Origin of the sequence: Demequina sp. NBRC 110053, from assembly GCF_002090095.1 — a bacterium.
Taxonomy (GTDB): Bacteria; Actinomycetota; Actinomycetes; order Actinomycetales; family Demequinaceae; genus Demequina.
In genome coordinates this window covers 1,399,370-1,418,189 of sequence record NZ_BBRJ01000002.1, presented here as the reverse complement: position 1 = coordinate 1,418,189, position 18,820 = coordinate 1,399,370, and the positions used below count along the sequence as shown (strand labels likewise).

Below are 18,820 nucleotides of genomic sequence, written 5' to 3'. Positions count from 1 at the left end.
GTGCCAACGAACAGGCCCCGCGTCCGATTCCTGGAACCGGTCGCGGGGCCCGCACGAGGCCTGGAGGCCTACTTCTTGGTCGCCTGCGCGTTCACCTCGTAGGAGGTGTTGGTGGCCTCGAAGAAGTTGACCAGCTGGAGCGTGTCATTGGCGGTGGCCATCCACTTGGCGGGATTGGACACGTTGTAGTGGGCGTCGAAGCCCAGCTCCTCGAGTCGGCGGTCTGCGAGGTAGCGCACGTACTGGTTCACGTAGTCGGCGTTGAGCCCGAGGATGCCCTTGGGCAGCAGATCCCGGTTGTACGCCTCCTCCATGTCCACGGCGTCGAGGATCATCTGGCGGATCTCGTCGGCGAAGTCGGGGTCCTGGAGGTCCTCGTTCTCCTCGAGCACGGTGAGGATCAGGTTGATGCCGAACTGGAGGTGCAGCGACTCGTCGCGGATCACCCAGTCCATGAGCGAGCCGAAGTTGCGCAGCAGGTTGCGCTGGCGGAAGCTCAGCGCGACCATGAAGCCCGAGTAGAACCAGATGCCCTCGAGGATGATGTTGTACGCGACGAGGTTGCGGACGAAGTCCTTCTTGCCCTCGGTGGTGGTGATGTCGAGGGTCTCCTCCGTCATCCGACGGATGAACTTCACCTCGAAGGCCTCCTTGGCGGCCATCGACGGCACGGTGACGTGGGACTCGTACGCCTCGTCGCGGTCCAGCGGGAACGTCTCGAGGACGTACTCGAAGGACATGCAGTGGTTGGCCTCCTCCCACATCTGCTTCGCGAGGTAGAGGTGACACTCGGGGGCGTTGATGTAGGGGTAGACGCCGAACGCCAGAGCCTTGTTGACAAGCAGCTCGTTGGGGTTGAAGTACGACATCAGGAAGGTGACGGCGTGCTTCTCCTCGTCCGTCATCTTCTTGAAGTCCGCGAGGTCCTCGCCCAGCTGGATCTCGTTGGGGAACCACGTGTTGGCCACGGCCTGGTTGTACAGGTCGTACGCCCACGGGTACGTGATGGGCTTGAGCAGGAGACCGTCCTGGATGCCGGTTCCGAGAATTGCCATGATCTACTTCCTCACTTCTGTGCCGGCTACTGGCACGACTCGCACTGGAGAGCCTCCATGGGGTCCACGGGGCAGGCGACGCCGTCGACCAGCTCCGTGTCACCGCCGATGGACACCGCGGCGCCCTCCTGAACATCAAGCACCGTCGCGCCGGCTGGCGCAACCGCGGCGCTGTCGATCGAGCCGGTCGCGGCAGGCTGCTCAGCAGGCTCGGGAAGCGCCGCCGGGGGAACGTCCGGCTTGACCTCGGGAGCGGTGGCGAACGCCTGGGCGGCTACGCCGCTCAGCACGGAGGCGGGGGCCGACGCGATGGGGCTGGACGGCGAGGCTGTCTCAGCCTTGGGCTCCGTCGACTTCGCGGTCGCGGCGCCGAATCCCTTGCGGGCGGGCGCTGCGGCCGCGGCCGCCGATGCGGTGGTGGGCTCGGAGGCTGCCTCCACGGCCGCCTCGTTGATGCCCGCACTGTCGACCACGGCCTCCTGGACCGCGGCGGGTGCCGCTGACTTCGAGGCGCCAAAGCCCTTGCGGGCGCCGAAGCCGCGACGCGAGGGACCGCCGGCAGAGCCGCCGGAGGCGCCTCCCGCAGCTTTGTTCAGCTTCTCGGTCTTGTTGACGCGGACCGTCGACTGCTCCGCGGTGTGGCGAGGCTTCATGTGCAGGTAGTACGTGGTCTTGACGCCTCGCTTCCACGCGGCCGAGTACAGGTCCATCATGTTGTCCACGTCGCGGTCCGCGAGGTAGATGTTGCGGCTGATGGCCTGATCGATCCACTTCTGGGCGCGCGCGGCCACCTCGATGAACGCGTACGGAGACAGCTGGAACGAGGTCTTGTACACGTCCTGGAGGTGCTGCGGAACCTCGTCGATCTGCGACAGGTCGCCCTGGACCTCGAGCAGGCGGTCCTTGAGCTCGTCCCAGAGACCGGCGGCCTGGAGGTCGCGCACCAGGTTGCGGTTGACCTCGAGGAACTTGCCGGACGAGGTCGCACGGCTGAAGATCTGCGAGAACTGCGGGTCGAATCCGGGCGTGGTGCCGGCGACCAGGCCGATCGACGCGGTGGGCGCCACGGCCATGAGGGTGGCGTTGCGGATGCCGCCCGCGACCTTCTCGCGCAGCGAGTCCCAGTCCTGGCGGGTGGTGCGGTTGACCTCGATCGGCACGCCGCGGTCCGCCTCGGTCTCCTCGATGGTGTCGAACGGCACCTTGCCCTGCGACCAGCCGGAGCCCTCGAAGTTCTTGTAGGCGCCGCGCTCGCGGGCGAGGTCGGCGGAGGCGTCGATCGCGTGGAACGACACGAACTCCATGATCTCGTCGATGAGGTCGTACGCCTCCTCCGACTCGTACGCGAGGCCCAGGCGCTCGGTGAGGTCCGTGAAGCCCATGACGCCCAGGCCGATCGCGCGGTTCTCCGAGTTCGAGTGCTCGGACTCCGGCACCGAGGACAGCGTGATGTCGATCAGGTTGTCGAGCTGTCGGACGGCAAGGCGCGTGGACTTCTCCATGCGCTCCCAGTCGATGGCGCCGTCGACGAGGTGCTCGGACAGGTTGACCGAGGCCAGGTTGCACACCGAGATGTTCTCGCGGTCCTGAGGGAGGCAGATCTCCGTGCACAGGTTCGACAGGTGGATGGTGCCGGTGTTGGTGTTCAGGGCGCGGTTGTTGATCGTGTCCTTCCACGTCAGCCAGGGGTGCGAGGAGCCCTGCAGCATCACGAGGATCGACTTGTACTGCTCGCGGGCACGCATCTTCTTGAAGGTCCGCATGCGGCCGGACTCGGCCATCGCGACGTACTCCGCATAGCGCGCGGAGAAGGCGGAGCCGGTGAGCTCGACCAGGTCGGGGGTCTCCGCGGGGTCGAACAGGTACCAGTCCTGGTCAGCCTCGACGCGCTTCATGAACTCGTCAGAGATCCACACCGCGGTGTTGGCGGTGCGGGTGCGCCGGTAGGGGTCACCGGAGTTCTGGCGCAGGTCGAGGAACTGCGCGAAGTCCATGTGCCAGTTCTCCATGTAGAAGCACAGGGCGCCGAACTTCTTGCCACCGCGGGACACGGCGCGCAGCGTCGAGTCGATGGTGTGCATGAACGGGATGGGGCCGGTCGACGTCGTGTTGTTCGACTTGATCGGCGAGCCCTCGGAGCGCAGCTTGGTGACGGACAGGCCGATGCCGCCCGTGCCCTTGGTCAGCCACATGACGTCGCGCACGCTCTTGGCGATGTGCTCGATGTCGTCCTCCATCTGCATGACGAAGCAGTTGGACAGCTGCGGGTACGACGTGCCGGCGTTGACCAGCGTCGAGCCCGCCGGGAGGTAGTCCAGCTTGGAGATCTTCTCGTAGAACTGGATGGCCATCTCGGTGGGGTTGGCCTCGTTGAGGGCCAGGCCCATCGACACGCGCATCCAGAAGTACTGGGGCACCTCGAGCGCCTTGCCGTGACGGTCCGTGATCATGTAGCGATTGCGCATGGTGACGGTGCCGATGTACTTCAGCAGGTCGTCGCGCTCGTGGTCGAGCGCCGCCGCGAGCGCGTCGAGGTCGAACAGGGTCTCGAGGCGGGTGTCCAGCAGGCCCTCCTCGACGGCATCGCGCACGTAGCCGGGGAAGCGGGCCTGGTGGAGCAGCGCGAGCTCGAGGTTGGTCTCGTAGCCACCGAGCACCCGCTTGTAGATCACCTTGCGCAGCAGGCGGGCTGCGACGGTGTCGAAGGCGGGGTCCTCCTTGACGTTCTGGACGGCGACGCCGATCGCGGCCTCGTCGAGCTGCTCCGTGGTGATGCCATCGAACAGCGTGATCGCGAGCTCGGAGGCGATCTGCGTCGTGATGGAGATCTGGTCCTCGAGCCCCTCGGCCGCGCGCTCGATCGCCTTGTTGATGCGGTCGGCGTTGTACGGCTCATGCGTGCCGTCTCGCTTGGTGACGTGGATGCCCGTGCGGGACGGGTTGGCCTCTGCGACCGCCTCGGCCACAGCGGCGACGTTGACGCTGTCCTGTGCGGTGTTCTCCGTGATCGTCACGATTCTCCCCTCGCAAGAGTGCGATGAAACATGGCCCCATGAGGCCGGTGGTCTGTGTTGTTCTGATGTCCGCCAGGACCGGGGCGACCGCCCCTCGCGGGGGCGACGTCGGGGACGCGAAGCGTGATCCGACAGTAACGCGAATTACAATGGTGTGCAACAAGATATGGGGGTCGTTTCGCGATACCGACCCCATATCTTGTGGTCATGTGGACAACTCTGTGTAAACGCTGTGGACAACGCGGCGTGTCCTCCACAGCGGGCCCTCGCACCTGGGGAACACTTGCCAACCGCATCTGTCCGGACATGCCTTCAGCGTCTCACCGAGGTCTGACATCGGCGGCTCGCCATATGGTCCCGACCGACTCGGCAGAGCGGCGTGGGTGAGGAGACGCCCCCGCCGATCCCTCGCGAAGCCTTGCCGAGACGAACATGAATGACGACGCCACTCGAAGGCGCGCATCGGCCCGACGGGCCATCGCGGATCCCTGAGCGCGCTCCGCTCAGGCGTCATCGCGCGCGGTCGCCGAGTGGGGCGCCGCGCGCGCCGCGTCGCTCACACTCTGGCGCACACTCCCCCAACGTGAACGGCTACAGGTCGACCACCCCGTACAGCCTGTCCCCTGCGTCTCCGAGGCCCGGGACGATGTAGCCCACCTCGTTGAGCCTCTCGTCCACCTGCGCGACCACCACGGACACGTCCGCGCGATCGCCCACCGACTTCTGCACGTGCGCGATCCCTTCAGGGGCCGCGAGCAGGCACACACACGTCACATCCGTTGCCCCTCGCTCGAGCGCGTACTCGATCGCGGCCACGAGCGACCCACCCGTGGCGAGCATCGGGTCGATGAGGAACACCTGCCTGCCGGTGAGGTCCTCGGGAAGGCGGTTCGCATACGTGACCGCCTCGAGGGTCTCCTCATCGCGCTTGAGCCCCAGGAAGCCCACCTCCGCGCTGGGCAGCAGGCGCGTCATGCCGTCGAGCATGCCAAGCCCCGCGCGCAGGATCGGCACGATGATCGGGGGCGGATCCGCGATCTTGGTGCCGGTCGCGGTGGTCAGCGGCGTCTCGACCTCGCACTCCGCGACCTTGACCTCGCGCGTGGCCTCGTAGGCCAGGAGCGTGACGAGCTCGTCGACCAGGAGCCTGAACGTCGGCGACGGCGTGCTCTTGTCGCGCAGGACGGTGACCTTGTGGCGGATGAGCGGGTGATCCGCGACGTGCAGCTGCATGGCTCCACGTTACCCGTCGCGCCCCGCCAGCGATCCGAGTGGCGAGGAGAGCCCCGGTAGCCTGGCGACGTGACCGACTGGGACGACGCGATGGGCGAGGCACTCGCCCTCGCCGAGCGCGCATCGGCCGTGTCCGACGTCCCGGTCGGCGCGATCGTCCTCGACCCCGGTGGGGCGATCATCGGCCGCGGCTTCAATCGCCGCGAGGCTGCCCACGACCCCACCGCCCACGCCGAGGTGCTCGCGCTGCGCGAGGCCGCATCGGCCCTGCAGACCTGGCGCCTCGACGGCTGCACGATCGTCGTCACCCTCGAGCCGTGCCTCATGTGCGCCGGCGCGATCCTGCAGGCCCGCGTGCCGCGCATCGTCCTCGGGGCGTGGGATCCGAAGGCCGGTGCGACCGGATCCCAGTGGGACGTCGTGCGAGACGCGCGCATCGGCTCGAAGGTCGAGGTGATCGCTGGCGTGCGGGAGGCGGAGTGCGCCTCCCTGCTCACCGCCTTCTTCGAGCAGCGTCGCTGAGGCGACGAGCGGTCGGGCACCATGAGCAGCCAGCCCCGTCGGCGCGACATCTGGCGCGGCGGCGCTCGCCGGGCGGTCGCCAGCCTGGGCACGGTGGTCCCGGCCTCGGAGCCACGCTGGCCCATCGCGCTTCAGGCGGCGATCACCATGACCGTTCCGCTGCTCGCTGGCGTCGCGATGGGTCGCACGGACCTGGGCCTGCTCGCGTGCATGGGCGCCTTCACCGTTCCGTACTTCTCCGCGCTGCCCCGGCTCGAGCGATTGCGCCTGAGGCCCCTCGCCGGCCTGGTGCTGGTCGCATGCGCGGCGCTGGGCGCGTGGCTCGGTCCCCACCCGAGCATCGCGGCGGTGGGCCTCGTCCTCGTCACCGTGGGCACGGGCGCGCTGGTCCATGGGTACCGTCTGGGTCCGCCAGGACCGCTGTTCCCGATCCTGGTCTACGGCGTGGCGGGGCATGCGGCCGATGCGGGTGGGAGCTTCTCGACGATCGTCGCTGCCGTGGGTGCCGGCTGTGCATTGGCTGTCATGGTCAGCATCGCCCCCCTCGTGAGGCGAGCGCACTGGCAGGTCACACCGCGGCCGCTCCGGGTGCTGCTCGCACGCCCGCAGTGGGACCGGGGCGCGAAGGAGCTGCTGGCGCGGACCGCCATCGTCGCCGTGGTCGGGACCGCGCTGAGTCTGCTGCTCGTCGATCCCGAACGCGCCTATTGGACGGTCGCGGCAGGCGTGGTGGTGATCGGCGTGGTGCCGGGGCGAGGTCCAGCCGCAGCCCGGGGGCTGCACCGCGCGGTCGGCACAGTCGCCGGCGTGGGCGTCTACATCGGATTCTCCGCGCTGGACCCGTCGCCCATCGTGATCGCGTTCACGCTGGGCGCTCTCCAGTTCGTGACGGAGGTGGCGGTGGCGCGTCACTACGCACTCGCCACCGCCGCCCTGACGCCGCTCGCGCTCATCATCGTCAGCTCCGCGGAGGGCCGCCTGGGCAGCCTCGAGCTCGCGGGCGAGCGCGTGATCGACACCCTCGTGGGAGCCGGACTGGCCGTCGCCACAGCCCTGCTGCACCGGCCCGCCGCGCCCGACCCCGTCGGACGGTTCGCGCCGCCCCACAGGCCGCGCTGACCGCCTCGCGTCCGCCGATTAGGACGGCAGGTGACGACCAGGTATCCTCTTTCGCGGTGACGTGTCCGAGCGGCCGAAGGTGCAGCACTCGAAATGCTGTGTACGGTAACCCCGTACCGTGGGTTCAAATCCCACCGTCACCGCCACGGCGATGTCGCACGACATCGTGAACGGCTGAACCTCCGATCGTGGGGGTTCAGCCGTTTTTTCGTAGGCAGCTGTCGCACGGTCAAGGGTCAAGGCGCGAGGGTCGAGCCGCCGCCGGCCCGCACGGCGGAACGCGACTTCGCGCCCGCTTCGGCCGAGCTCATGCTCCGCCGGAGGCGCGTCAGCCCTCGTCGCCCTCGGCCTCTGGCTCGGGGGACGGAGAGGGGCTCGCGCTCGCGAGCGGGTTCTCGGGCAGCGTGCGCGGCGCCGGGACCGCGACCACGAGGTTGGCGGGGCGGCACTCGCCGCCGGCGGTGAGGTTGAGGTCGGGGGACAGCTCAGGAGCGAGAGGTTCGCGCAGCTGAGGGGACTCGCTGAACTGCACGCCCAGCACCAGGTCGACGGTGATGTCGGGCCTGCTGTCGAGCACCAGCTCGGCGTCCGTGAACTGCCGGGCGAGGGTGTAGGCGTGCTGCACGCCCTCGGCGCCAAAGTAGATCTCCACGTTGCCGTCGTACTCGCGAGACCAGTTGGTCGCGCCCACCACGACGAAGCCGCGCCCAGCGAGCGTGTCGCGCGTGGTGCTGGCGAGGCCGGGCGCGTCCGTCGAGTTGTTGACGCGCACCACCACCTGGCTGGGCTCGAGCGGCTTGCTCTCGGGCGGCGGGCACACCAGGTCGATCTCGCCCAGCTCGGGAGCGGGCGAGCTGAAGTCGGAGGCGAACGGGCCCTCGACGTCGCCGCTGTAGATGGCGGAGGCCATGAAGCCGATGGCCGCGACCGCGATGATGATGACGCCGAACACCACGATCTGGCGTTCGCGACGGTGTCGGCGCACGGCCTTGCGACGCTTGGGGTCGGGACCCGTCGGCGACTGACTCACGAAACCCCCACGGCGGCTGCGGCAAACGGCTACTACTGGCGGAGGATAGGGGATTCGAACCCCTGAGGGCTTGCACCCAACACGCTTTCCAAGCGTGCGCCATAGGCCACTAGGCGAATCCTCCAAGCCCCAGAATGGTACCCGAGCGAGGGCGTAACAGCTAAATCCGCATCGGCGCTAGACTCGAGGGCGACCCCCCACGTGGCGATACCTCGCCCAACTCCCCCAGGGCAGGAATGCAGCAAGGGCAAGCGGGCTCTGTCGGGTGCGTGGGGGGTCCTGTCATGCCCGGGCACGACGGCGCGCAGCCTGACGGGGACGAAGGGCCCAGGTGCGGCCCCCTGTGCGGACGTACCGTGGAAGTGTCGCCGACGGATCGGCCGCCGACGCAGACATGACAGAGAAGAAGTGATCCCCATGGCCGACACCTTCCGCGCCGCGGTCGTCCGCAACTTCGACCAGCCGCTCGAGATCTCCGACGTCGAACTGCCCACCCCCACCGGCTACGAGGCCCTCGTCAAGGTCCACTACTCCGGCGTGTGCCACACCGATCTGCACGCCGCCGAGGGCGACTGGCCCGTCAAGCCTTCCCCTCCCTTCATCCCCGGCCACGAGGGCGTGGGCGAGGTGGTCGCCGTGGGCGACAACGTCACCCGCGTCGCGGTGGGCGACACCGTCGGCAACGCGTGGCTGTGGAGCGCGTGCGGCGAGTGCGAGTTCTGCGAGGCCGGCTGGGAGACGCTGTGCCATGCGCAGCGCAACGGCGGCTACTCCGTCGACGGCTCGTTCGGCCAGTACATGCTCGTCGACTCGCGCTACTGCCCGGTGCTGCCTGGCGGCGTCGACCTCGCAGCGGCGGCGCCCATCCTGTGCGCCGGGGTCACCGTGTACAAGGGCCTCAAGGTCACGGACACCAAGCCAGGCGACTGGGTGCTGATCTCCGGCATCGGCGGGCTGGGCCACATCGCGGTCCAGTACGCGGTAGCGATGGGGCGGCGCGTGGTCGCCGTCGACGTGGCCGATGACAAGCTCGAGCTGGCCCGCAAGCATGGCGCCGCGGTCGTCGTGAATGCCGAGACGTCGGCGGATGCGGGGGCCGCGATCCGCGAGGCCACGGGCGGCGGCGTGCACGGCGCGCTCGTCACGGCCGTCAACGGCAGGGCATTCCCTCAGGCCGTCAGCTCGCTGCGCCGCGGCGGCACGGTGTCGCTCGTCGGCCTGCCGCCCGAGCAGTTCCCCCTCGACATCTTCTCGGTGGTGCTGAACGGCTGGACGGTCCGCGGCTCGATCGTGGGCACCCGCCAGGACATGGAGGAGGCGATCGACTTCTTCGCCCGCGGCCTCATCGCCCCCACCTACGCTGTCGAGCCGCTCGAGAGCATCAACGACATCTTCGCGCGCATGCACGATGGCGCGATCGACGGGCGGATCGTGATGGACCTGACCGCCTGACCCGACCCTCGACAGGGCGACGGACCTCACCGCCTGCCCGCCGCATCGGCCCTCCACGACCGCCACTGTGGAGGGCCGATGCGCGTGTCGGTGGGCGGCACTAGGCTCGCCCTGTGAGCACCGCCCTGTATCGCCGCTACCGCCCGGACGCGTTCGCCGACGTGGTCGGCCAGGAGCACGTCACCACCCCGCTGATGCAGGCGCTGCGCGCCGACAAGGTCAACCACGCCTACCTCTTTTCGGGCCCGCGCGGGTGCGGGAAGACCACGTCGGCGCGCATCCTCGCCCGCTGCCTCAACTGCGAGCAGGGACCGACGGACACCCCGTGCGGCAGCTGCGACTCATGCGTGGAGCTCGCGCGCGGCGGCGCGGGCTCGGTCGACGTGGTCGAGATCGACGCGGCCTCGCACAACGGCGTGGACGATGCTCGCGAGCTGCGCGAGCGGGCGGCCTTCGCCCCGGCGCGAGACCGGTACAAGATCTTCATCCTCGACGAGGCGCACATGGTGACGACGCAGGGCTTCAACGCCCTGCTGAAGCTGGTCGAGGAGCCACCGCCGCACGTGCGCTTCATCTTCGCGACCACTGAGCCCGAGAAGGTCATCGGCACCATCCGCTCGCGCACCCATCACTACCCCTTCCGCCTCGTGCCACCGCCCGTCCTCATCGACTACCTCGGGCAGCTGTGCGAGGCAGAGTCCGTGCAGGTGGAGGGCGGCGTCCTCCCGCTCGTGGTCCGCGCCGGCGGCGGCTCCGTGCGCGACACCCTCTCAGTGCTCGACCAGCTCATGGCCGGCTCGGACGACGCCGGCGTCACCTACGAGCGAGCGATCGCGCTGCTGGGCTTCACCGATGCGACGCTGCTCGACGACGCGGTCGACGCCATCGCAGCCGGGGACGGCGCCTCGCTGTTCAGCGTCGTCGGCCGGGTGATCGACACGGGGCACGAGCCGCGGCGGTTCGTCGAGGACCTCCTCGAGCGGCTGCGCGACCTCATCCTGCTGAGCGCCGCCGGAGGCGAGGGCCTCAAGGCCCTGGGCGAGGTGCCCACCGACCAGCTCGACAGCATGAAGGATCAGGCTCGCAGGCTCGGGCTCGCGCGTGCTTCGCAGGCCGGCGACCTCGTCAACGACGCCCTCACCCACATGGTCGGCGCCACCTCGCCGCGCCTGCACCTCGAGCTGCTGTGCGCGCGGCTCATCGCTGCGGCCGGCAGCGGAGTGAGCGGGCAGGCGGCTTCCTCGCCTGCGCCCGCCGCTGCCGCGGCTGCACCCGCCTCGCCACAGACCGGAAGCGATCCCGGCGCGGGCGCAGCCAAGGCTCGAGCAGCGGTCGCTGCTGCTCGGGAGCAGCAGGCTCCGGTGCCTGCGGCCGCGCAGCCCGAGTCTGCAGCAGAGCCCACCGCCGCGCCGCAGTCCGCCGCCGCGCCGCAATCCTCCGCCGCGCCGCGAGCCACGACCGAGGCGGTGCCAGCGCCCGAGCCGGCGTCCGCATCGGCCCCACCGTCCAGCGACAAGCCTGAGCCCGTCCGCGCACCGACCGGGGATGTCGCGGGCGGGGCCGAGGACGCGGAGCTCGTGCGACGCCGCTGGCCCGAGGTGCTCGGCACCCTCGAGCGCCGGCGAGTCACGTGGTCGATGGTGAGTCAGAGCGCCCAGGTAGCGAGCGTCGACGGCGGCGTCCTGACGCTCGCCTTCGACAACGCCGCCCTGGCCTCCCGCTTCACGGGCAGCGCGCACGCGGAGAACGTCGCTCTCGCGGTTCGCGAGACGCTCGGGCTCCACGTCCGCGTCGAGGCAGTCGAGGGTCCAGGGGGCGCTCGCCCGCCGGCCGCGCCCAGTCCCGCGCATGCCCCATCGGTGGCCTCCGCGCCGCCTCCGTCCGCCTCGCCTGCGACGAGCGCTACGGTCGGCGCCGCGGGAGCAGGAGCCGCGCTGGCAGGTGCCGCGGTCGCCGCGGACGAGCCGCCGCCGTGGGACGAGCCGCCCGTCGACGACGAGCCTTCGGAGGACGCACCCTCGCGCGGCTCGGCGTCGGCGATCGACGACGCGCACGAGGACATCTCCCCTGATGACGAGCGGGCGCCGGACGCTCAACTGAGCGGCGCGGACGTGGTGGCGCAACTGCTCGGCGGGACCGTCGTCGACGACTGAAAGTGCCCGCTGGACGCGCGCAGGCGTGTCCGCTTTGCGCTGTTACGCTCGCCCCATGACCCAGGTCGACGGTGCGGGACAACGTCCTCCCACCAAGTTCCAGATCAAGCGCGAGCGGACCCGTTCAGACCTGCTGCGGCTCGGCATCGAGAGGTTCCTGATCAGGGGCTACGCGCCCACGACGATCGAGGACGTGGTCCGCGACTCCGGCTACACACGCGGCGCCTTCTACTTCCACTTCGGCTCGAAGGAGGAGTTCTTCCTCGAGGTCCTGCGCGCGCGACGCGACCTGCGCGGCGAGTGGTGGGCCGTCGTCGAAGCGGCCGAGCCCGCCGACCTCGCGACGGCGCTGACGATCGCGCAGACGGAGTTCGCACGTACCGACCCCCAAGGATCCCGGTGGACCATGGTGATCTCGGAGTTCGCGGACGCCAACCGAGACGACGAGTCGCTCATGGCGCCCCTGCGCGAGCTCCACGCCGAGTGGTGCGCCGAGCTCGGTCGGCTCATGACCTATGCGCAGGAGCGCGGCTGGTGCAGAACCGACCTCACCGCGGACGAGCTGGCTCAGGACGTGCTCGCCATCACCGCAGGCTACGGATTCATGTTCGAGACCTACCGCGCGAACCCGTCGAGGCTCATGGACGTCTACCTGCGCTACCTCGAGGCGCGCTGACTGGGCGCGGCTGGCGCCGTGATGCGCGCCTGCGTCTCCCGCGCCGCCTACGCTTGAGCCCATGTATGACGGCGCGGTTCAGGATCTGATCGACGAGCTGGGGCACCTGCCAGGCGTGGGCCCCAAGAGCGCCCAGCGCATCGCCTTCCACCTGCTCGCCGCGGACGCGGTCGACGTGAAGCGCCTCGCCGACGCGATCACGACCGTCAAGGAGAAGGTGCGCTTCTGCGAGACGTGCGGCAACGTGGCGGAGTCCGAGCAGTGCCGCATCTGCGCCGATCCGCGTCGGTCCGACGACCTTCTGTGCGTGGTCGAGGAGCCCAAGGACGTGGTGGTCATCGAGCGCACTCGCGAGTACCGGGGCCGCTACCACGTGCTGGGCGGCGCGATCGATCCGATGAACGGCGTGGGGCCCGACGACCTGCGCATCCGCGAGCTGCTGACGCGGCTCGGCGACGGCGCCATCCAGGAGGTCATCATCGCGACCGACCCGAACATCGAGGGCGAGGCGACCGCGACGTACCTCACGCGCATGCTGGTGCCGATGGGCGTGACGGTGTCGCGACTTGCGTCGGGGCTGCCCGTGGGCGGCGACCTCGAGTACGCCGACGAGGTGACCCTCGGGCGCGCCTTCGAGGGCCGCCGCCAGGTGAGCTGACCCCGGGCCCCGCCGTCTTCGTGGATGGCCGCCCTCGTGGACGAATGGGGCCCACTTCGCTCATCTAGTGCCTTGCACGAGCGAGTTGGGCCCACTTCGCTCATTTAGGGGCTTAGACGAGCGAGTTGGGCCCACTTCGCCGGGTTTAGGGGAGCTCGCCCGCGCATCGGCCGCCGTGTCCCGCCGAGGGACAGGACGGCCGATGCGACAGCCGGCTACGCCACGCGAGTACCGCTGCGCAGCTTCTTGTAGGGCACGCGGAGACGGTTGACGACGATCCACATGGAGCCGACGAGCAGCGCTCCGGTCACGCCCAGGCCGATCCACGGCGCGCGATCGAGGTTGGCGACCTCCTGCTGCCGCTCCATGTGACGCGCCTCCTCCTCGGCCCAATTCTCCTCGAGCTCCTCATCGGACATGTCGCTAGCCTCGGCCTGCTGGAAGAGCTGGGCGCATTCGTCGTAAACGATGTGGTCGTCGAGCTGCTCCACAGGTCCCAGGCGGGCCTGCGACACGAGCTGGTGGATGGTCGCGAACAGGCCGGGCGCCGCGCGCCCGTCCTCCTCCCAGGTCTCGGGGTCGACGATGGGCGCGGTCTCCGTGATCATCACGGCCGGGTTGGTCAGCAGGATCCACGCCACGTGCTCCGTGTGGGTGATCGTGTACGCCCACTCGGAGTCGACGCACTGGTAGTCCGCGGGGTCGAGCGCGGAGTAGTCGCCCGTCATGTACGCCTCGTTGAGCGCCTCCTCCGCCTCGGGGGTCAGCTGCTCCCAGTCGATGTAGCGGTCGCGCTGCGTCGCCTCCTCGGTGAACAGCAGGGTCGAGACGCCGAACACGATGAGCGTGCCGATGACGAAGAAGCCGGTCGTGAGGTGCGCGAGGGCCACGGATGCGACCGCGCGAGCGGCGATCGCGGACCACGCGAGCCCGACTGCGGTGAAGGTCAGCACGACGAACAGGATCGCGCCGATCGTCATGAGCATCTCCCCCACGCGCCAGCCCGAGTTGAGGAAGGTGTAGACGAGGAACGGAGACAGCGCCACCAGCGCGAAGACCGAGACCGTCCAGGAGGCCAGCAGCTTGCCGATCGCGATGTCGCCCGCGGTGAGGTGGGACATCTGCAGCGGTGCGAGCACCCCCTCGCCAGAGTCGCCGTTGATCGACGTGGCCGACAGGGAGGGCGCGATGAGCATGCCGACGCCGAGGACCATGACCAGCACGATCTCGAAGTTGGTCGACGAGAGCTGGGCCGGGGTGAAGATCGCGGCGGAGAGGCAGATCGCGATGACGATCGCAAACAGGATGCCGTAGAGGATGTAGCCCTTGGTAGAGGGCCGCCGCCTGCGCAGCTCGATCCGCGCCATGAGGGACACTCCGTGCGGCGTGGGCAGCCACGGGTTGCCGGTGCGTGGCGGCGGGTTCACCGCGACGTCGGATGCGGGCAGGTGGTGCTCGGTGGTCTCGGTGCTCATCGCCGCTCCTCGTTCATCGCCATGTACGTCTGCTCGAGGGCCGAGCCCACGGGTCCGAACCGGTGGACCTGGACCCCCTGCCCGACCAGCCATGCGAGCGCCTGAGCGGCATTGGCCTCGCCATCGATGCGGGTGACCGCTCCGGTCGCGGTGGGCTCGAAGTCCACCTGTCCGCTCGTGAGGGCCGCCTGCAGTGCCTCGGGGTCGAGCGCGTCGATGCGGTACTTGAGACGAGCGTCGGCGACCATGGCCGCGGCATCGTCGCCGAGCGTGCGTCCCTTCGACATGAACACCGCGTCATCGACCATCTCGTCGAGCTCGGCGAGGACGTGACTCGACACGAGCACGGCGCGGCCCTCGGCGGCGAACTCGCGCACCAGGTCGCGCAGTTCCACACGGGAGCGCGGGTCAAGCCCGTTGGCGGGCTCGTCGAGGAGCAGCACGGCGGGATCGTGGACGAGCGCCCGCGCGAGAGAGAGCCGCTGCTTCTGGCCCCGCGAGAGCACGCGCGCCGGGCGCTCTGCGAACTCCTCGAGGTGCACACGGCGCAGCAATGACAGCCCACGTTCGCGCGCGGTCGCGCGCGGGATCCGGTACGCCTCGCCCATGAGCGTCAGCGTCTGCAGGCACGTCAGGTTGTCCCACGAGCCCAGCTGGTCCGGCATCCACCCGATCGCGGCCCGCACGGCGGCGGAGTCCGTGCGCGGGTCGTGGCCGGCGATCCGAATCTCGCCGGAGTCGGGGCGCAGCAGCCCCGACAGCATCAGCATGAGCGTGGTCTTGCCACAGCCGTTCGGCCCGATCAGGGCGGTGACGTGCCCGTGCCTCACGGTGAGGCTGGCGCTGTCGACCGCGCGGACGGATCCGAACGAGCGCGCCACCCCCTCGACCGCGATGGCGTCCGTGAGCACGGGCGCCTCCTGCGTGACTGTCATGCGGTGTTCCCTCTGGTTGAGGCGGCTGGGCCGCCGCGGTCGGACGCAGGGATCTGCGCCGTCGCCATCGCCGCCAGTGTGGCAGGCGCCGGAGCCGTCAACCATGAGGGACATCCCTGATCTTCCGCGTGTCGAGGGTCAGGCCTTGCGCGCGGTCGAATTACTAGTTAGTGTCCTATCTATCCGAAGCAAGGAGGACTCCATGCCCCGTCCAGCGACCGACAAGCGCGAGCGCTTGACCGCCGCCGCCGCAACCCTCGCCTACACCCGCGGCCTCGAGCGCACCACCCTGGGTGACGTCGCGAGCGAGGCAGGCGTCGCGACCGGCAGCGTGTACTACTACTTCAAGTCCAAGGACGACCTCGGACTCGCCATCGTCGACCAGCTCCGCGAGCGCTACGCGGCTCTCGTCGAGGAGTGGAACGCTGCGCCGGACCCCCGTGCTCGCCTTGCGGCCTACGTCGACATGCACCTCCGCGACGCCGGCACGATCACCAGCTACGGCTGCCCCATCGGCTCGCTGTGCTCGGAGGCCCGCAAGGTGAGCGAGGACCTGGGAGACTCCGCCGCGGAGATCTTCACGATGACGATCGCATGGGCCACCGAGCAGTTCGAGGCGCTCGGTTTCCCGTCCGACGCCTCCCGAGCCCGAGCCCTGCACCTGGTGACAGGGATCCAGGGCGCCGCCGTGCTCACGAACGCGCTGTCCGACCCTGAGCCTCTCGAGCGCGAGGCAGCGCACCTGAAGCGCTGGATCGCGACGACCTCCGCCTGACCTCGCCGCGGCGCCCTGGCCGCCGCTCCCGCACCTCACCGCACCCCACCCTGGCGGCAGCCTGCCCTGACGCCCCTCAGCATCGGAGTTCCCATGACCACCACCGTCCTCGTCACCGGCGCTTCCGGTTGGCTCGGCCGTCACATCCTCGGCGCGCTCGCCGGCCGCACCGATCTCCACGTCATCGCGGCCGGCCGCGACGCGGCCCGCGTACCCGCCACGGCGCACGACACGCGCATCGGCGACCTCACCGATCCCAACTACCGCCGCGACGTGGTGCGCGGTGTCGACGTCCTCATCCATGCCGGCACCTGGTCCAGCTTCTGGGGCCACCGGCACGAAGAACGCACGCTGTTCCTCGAACCGTCCATCGACCTGCTGGACCAGGCCGTGGGAGCCGGAGTGGCGCGCGTCCTGCTGGCGTCCACCGTCGCGATCGGAACCCCCGCGGCGAGCGGCGCGACCGACCCCGCTGACGACGTGCCCACACCGCGCGGGTACTGGCCACACCTGGACGCCATGGTCGACGTCGAACGCCACGCCCGTCGGATCGCTGGCACGGGACCGGGTCGTACCGCCGTGGTGTCGATGAGGCTCGGACACTTCGTGGGCACCGGGCTCGAGCTGGGACTGGTGTCGGCGCTCATCCCCCGGCTGCGCACGCGCATGGTGCCGTGGGTGGACGGCGGCGAGGCGACCATGCCGCTGATCGCCGGCGAGGACCTGGGCCGCGCCTTCGCGCTCGCCGCGATCGCCGAGCGACTGACCGGGTATGTCTCGGTGCCGATCGTCGGGCCCGAGCAGCCCACGGCGCGCGAGGCGATCGCCGAGATCGCGCGTGCGGCCGGCGTTCCCGCGCCGCGCTACTCCGTGCCCACGCGGGCGGCCTTCGCCTTCGCTGGCGTCATGGAGCGCCTCCACCCCGTGCTCCCTGGCAGCTCGCCATTCCTCACGCACGCGCTGGTGCACGTGGGCATGGACTGGCACTCCGATCCCGAAACGGCGCGACTTCTGTTAGGGTTCGAGGCGCAGGTGCCCTGGCGCGAGGCGGTCGCGGAGTCCGTCGAGGAGCGCCGCCGCGCGGGTTTCGCCTGGCCGCGCCTCGCCCAGCTGGCCACCGCTCCGGTCGGCGGCCCCGTGCGGGTCGCGTCAGCCTGAGCCTGGGGACACGGGCGCAAGGCCATCAGTCCAGAGCCGACGCTCGAGCGCGTAGGCAGCGCCGATGCGACGGTGCGCGTCCCGCCCATACACGACGGTGGCATGGGAGTCGCCGTGACGCGGGGCATCGACCGCTCCATCGCGCACCATCGCAAGCCAGTCGCCGTGGACGGCGTCAGCAAGGCCCTGCGGGGCCCGGGGCCCCACCGCCTCCTCCACGCCATCCGCTCCGAGGATGTCGAAGCCGAACGGCACGTCGACGCAGTGCGCTGCTCCGCGCACGGCGGGAGAGCGGGACTCCCACCGGAAGTCGTACGCCCAGGTCGGGCCGGCGCCCCGCGCGTTCGCCCACCCCGCCGCGGGCCCCCGGAAGATCGCGTCCGTCACGACCTGGCCCAGTGCCCAGTCGGGGCCGCGCTCGGGCTCCGCACCGGCGAGATCCTCGACGCACGCGTCCGGCACACCCGCCTCGCGGAGCAGCGCGACGGCATCCGCGCCGGGGCGCGACGCCGCCACGCCCACGACCGACTCGTTGAACTCGTGGGCGGTGGCGCCGATGAGCAGCGGCTTGTCGGCGCCCACGCCCGCCCTGACCCCGTCGGTCACCGAGTGAGGGACCAGGGTGCCGTCGACCACCGGCGCGAGCGGCAGGGGCATGGCGGCGCGCTGCAGCAGGCCGCGGACCGGGTCGGCGGGCTCCGTCTGCGCCGCGCCAAGCGCACGGAACAGCGTGTGCTCGTCGACCGCACCGAGACCAGCGGCGCTGTGCTCGACTCCGAGCGCGGCGGCGATGCGCTCTCCGGCCTCGCGGGCGCTCTCCACGGTCGCGGAAGCGTCCGCCGGCGAGACCGCGATCACCTGCGAGAACAGATGCTGGGCAGAGGGAAGAGTCAGCAGGCGCATGACCGCCGCTCCGCCCGCGCTCTGCCCGGCGATCGTCACGCGGGCAGGGTCGCCCCCGAAGCGCGCGGCGTGGCGCTGGACCCAGTCGAGTCCCGCGACCCAGTCGAGCACGCCGCGGTTCGGGACCGCACCCTCCATCCACCCGAAGCCCTCGAAGCCCAGGCGGTACGCCACCGTGATGGTCACGACGCCATCGCGCGCGAACGACTCGCCCACGTACCAGGGGCTCGCGGGCGAGCCGCCAATGAACCCGCCGCCGTGGATCCACACCAGCACCGGGAGACCCGCGCCTGGAGACGGGTCGGGGGTGGTGACATTGACGGTCAGCACGTCCCGACCAGGGATCGAGGGCTCCGGGATGCGCGGCGGGTCGTATGGCGATTCCCGTTGGGGCGTCGGACCGAAGGCTCCCGCGTCGCGCACGCCGTCCCACTGCTCCGGGGCGGCGGGCGGCGCGAACCGCAGATCGCCCACCGGCGGGGCGGCGAAGGGGATCCCGCGGAAGGTGGCGAAGGAGGTCACCTGTCCCCGCGCATCGGCGCTCGTGCGCCAGCGTCCTCGCACGCGTCCGGCGTCGGTGGTGACGATCGGATCATCGGTGCGCCTCACGCGCTCATGCTAATCCGCGCGCCTGCGCTCTCCTGCCCGAGACCCGGAGGCGA

At 70.2% G+C, this 18,820-nt stretch carries 15 protein-coding genes, 2 tRNA genes and 1 other RNA gene; 10 read left to right on the top strand and 8 right to left on the bottom strand.

The window, feature by feature from the left end; translation table 11 throughout:
- Positions 1–68: 68 nt before the first annotated feature.
- The 3 genes from B7K22_RS06745 to upp form a co-directional block, all read right to left on the bottom strand.
- On the bottom strand, positions 69–1,055 hold the full coding sequence (locus tag B7K22_RS06745) for a ribonucleotide-diphosphate reductase subunit beta (RefSeq protein ID WP_084039184.1): 987 nt from the start codon (positions 1,053–1,055) through the stop codon (positions 69–71).
- Between the two features lie 26 nt (positions 1,056–1,081).
- Positions 1,082–3,979, bottom strand: coding sequence for a ribonucleoside-diphosphate reductase subunit alpha (locus B7K22_RS06740; RefSeq protein WP_084039845.1), 2,898 nt, complete (start codon positions 3,977–3,979; stop codon positions 1,082–1,084).
- Between the two features lie 681 nt (positions 3,980–4,660).
- On the bottom strand, positions 4,661–5,302 hold the full coding sequence (gene upp, locus B7K22_RS06735; RefSeq protein ID WP_084039183.1) for a uracil phosphoribosyltransferase: 642 nt from the start codon (positions 5,300–5,302) through the stop codon (positions 4,661–4,663).
- A 69-nt stretch (positions 5,303–5,371) separates the two neighbouring features.
- On the opposite strand from upp, the gene tadA reads away from it, so the two are divergent.
- The 3 genes from tadA (at position 5,372) to B7K22_RS06720 (ending at position 7,089) form a co-directional block, all read left to right on the top strand.
- Positions 5,372–5,824 (top strand): tRNA adenosine(34) deaminase TadA, encoded by a 453-nt coding sequence (gene tadA, locus B7K22_RS06730; RefSeq protein WP_255372169.1) that lies wholly within the window; start codon positions 5,372–5,374, stop codon positions 5,822–5,824.
- 21 nt (positions 5,825–5,845) lie between these two features.
- The gene (locus B7K22_RS06725) at positions 5,846–6,943 is read left to right on the top strand and encodes an FUSC family protein (protein WP_084039182.1); all 1,098 of its coding nucleotides are present in this window, start codon (positions 5,846–5,848) and stop codon (positions 6,941–6,943) included.
- Positions 6,944–6,998: 55 nt separating this feature from the next.
- Positions 6,999–7,089 (top strand) — tRNA-Ser (locus B7K22_RS06720).
- Between the two features lie 182 nt (positions 7,090–7,271).
- Here the strand turns inward: B7K22_RS06720 and B7K22_RS06715 are convergent.
- Positions 7,272–7,973 carry a LytR C-terminal domain-containing protein gene (locus B7K22_RS06715; protein WP_084039181.1) on the bottom strand — a complete coding sequence of 234 codons (702 nt, stop codon included), beginning with the start codon at positions 7,971–7,973 and terminating at the stop codon, positions 7,272–7,274.
- Between the two features lie 36 nt (positions 7,974–8,009).
- Positions 8,010–8,097 (bottom strand) — tRNA-Ser (locus B7K22_RS06710).
- 64 nt (positions 8,098–8,161) lie between these two features.
- Here B7K22_RS06710 and ffs point away from each other — a divergent pair.
- From ffs to recR, 5 genes are all read left to right on the top strand, one after another.
- An RNA gene (ffs, locus tag B7K22_RS06705) (signal recognition particle sRNA small type) lies at positions 8,162–8,258 on the top strand.
- A gap of 132 nt (positions 8,259–8,390) precedes the next feature.
- The gene (gene adhP, locus B7K22_RS06700; protein ID WP_084039843.1) at positions 8,391–9,425 is read left to right on the top strand and encodes an alcohol dehydrogenase AdhP; all 1,035 of its coding nucleotides are present in this window, start codon (positions 8,391–8,393) and stop codon (positions 9,423–9,425) included.
- A 113-nt stretch (positions 9,426–9,538) separates the two neighbouring features.
- Entirely contained in the window at positions 9,539–11,578 is a 2,040-nt protein-coding gene (locus tag B7K22_RS06695; RefSeq protein ID WP_084039180.1) for a DNA polymerase III subunit gamma and tau, read from the top strand.
- 55 nt (positions 11,579–11,633) lie between these two features.
- The gene (locus B7K22_RS06690; RefSeq protein WP_084039179.1) at positions 11,634–12,254 is read left to right on the top strand and encodes a TetR/AcrR family transcriptional regulator; all 621 of its coding nucleotides are present in this window, start codon (positions 11,634–11,636) and stop codon (positions 12,252–12,254) included.
- A 61-nt stretch (positions 12,255–12,315) separates the two neighbouring features.
- Positions 12,316–12,912, top strand: coding sequence for a recombination mediator RecR (recR, locus tag B7K22_RS06685; RefSeq protein ID WP_084039178.1), 597 nt, complete (start codon positions 12,316–12,318; stop codon positions 12,910–12,912).
- A 215-nt stretch (positions 12,913–13,127) separates the two neighbouring features.
- Here recR and B7K22_RS06680 read toward each other — a convergent pair whose 3' ends face one another.
- Together B7K22_RS06680 and B7K22_RS06675 are read right to left on the bottom strand one after the other, a co-directional pair.
- Positions 13,128–14,387 (bottom strand): ABC transporter permease, encoded by a 1,260-nt coding sequence (locus tag B7K22_RS06680; RefSeq protein ID WP_084039177.1) that lies wholly within the window; start codon positions 14,385–14,387, stop codon positions 13,128–13,130.
- Positions 14,384–15,322, bottom strand: coding sequence for an ABC transporter ATP-binding protein (locus tag B7K22_RS06675; RefSeq protein ID WP_084039176.1), 939 nt, complete (start codon positions 15,320–15,322; stop codon positions 14,384–14,386). The genes B7K22_RS06680 and B7K22_RS06675 overlap by 4 nt, the downstream gene beginning before the upstream one ends.
- A 202-nt stretch (positions 15,323–15,524) precedes the next feature.
- Here B7K22_RS06675 and B7K22_RS06670 point away from each other — a divergent pair, with 202 nt between their 5' ends.
- Together B7K22_RS06670 and B7K22_RS06665 are read left to right on the top strand one after the other, a co-directional pair.
- Positions 15,525–16,097 carry a TetR/AcrR family transcriptional regulator gene (locus B7K22_RS06670; RefSeq protein ID WP_159448791.1) on the top strand — a complete coding sequence of 191 codons (573 nt, stop codon included), beginning with the start codon at positions 15,525–15,527 and terminating at the stop codon, positions 16,095–16,097.
- Positions 16,098–16,190: 93 nt separating this feature from the next.
- Positions 16,191–17,255: an NAD(P)-dependent oxidoreductase gene (locus tag B7K22_RS06665; protein ID WP_084039174.1), complete on the top strand. Its 1,065-nt coding sequence runs from the start codon at positions 16,191–16,193 to the stop codon at positions 17,253–17,255.
- Here B7K22_RS06665 and B7K22_RS06660 read toward each other — a convergent pair.
- Positions 17,247–18,767: a carboxylesterase/lipase family protein gene (locus tag B7K22_RS06660; protein WP_084039173.1), complete on the bottom strand. Its 1,521-nt coding sequence runs from the start codon at positions 18,765–18,767 to the stop codon at positions 17,247–17,249. The genes B7K22_RS06665 and B7K22_RS06660 overlap by 9 nt on opposite strands.
- Positions 18,768–18,820: the final 53 nt, after the last annotated feature.

Bases quoted from the DNA above. Each gene is read 5' to 3' on its own strand.
- B7K22_RS06665 (WP_084039174.1), top strand. From the start codon at position 16,191: ATGACCACCACCGTCCTCGTCACCGGCGCTTCCGGTTGGCTCGGCCGT.
- B7K22_RS06675 (WP_084039176.1), bottom strand. From the start codon at position 15,322: ATGACAGTCACGCAGGAGGCGCCCGTGCTCACGGACGCCATCGCGGTC.
- B7K22_RS06745 (WP_084039184.1), bottom strand. From the start codon at position 1,055: ATGGCAATTCTCGGAACCGGCATCCAGGACGGTCTCCTGCTCAAGCCC.
- B7K22_RS06670 (WP_159448791.1), top strand. From the start codon at position 15,525: ATGCCCCGTCCAGCGACCGACAAGCGCGAGCGCTTGACCGCCGCCGCC.
- upp (WP_084039183.1), bottom strand. From the start codon at position 5,302: ATGCAGCTGCACGTCGCGGATCACCCGCTCATCCGCCACAAGGTCACC.
- B7K22_RS06725 (WP_084039182.1), top strand. From the start codon at position 5,846: ATGAGCAGCCAGCCCCGTCGGCGCGACATCTGGCGCGGCGGCGCTCGC.
- B7K22_RS06690 (WP_084039179.1), top strand. From the start codon at position 11,634: ATGACCCAGGTCGACGGTGCGGGACAACGTCCTCCCACCAAGTTCCAG.
- adhP (WP_084039843.1), top strand. From the start codon at position 8,391: ATGGCCGACACCTTCCGCGCCGCGGTCGTCCGCAACTTCGACCAGCCG.
- recR (WP_084039178.1), top strand. From the start codon at position 12,316: ATGTATGACGGCGCGGTTCAGGATCTGATCGACGAGCTGGGGCACCTG.
- B7K22_RS06680 (WP_084039177.1), bottom strand. From the start codon at position 14,387: ATGAGCACCGAGACCACCGAGCACCACCTGCCCGCATCCGACGTCGCG.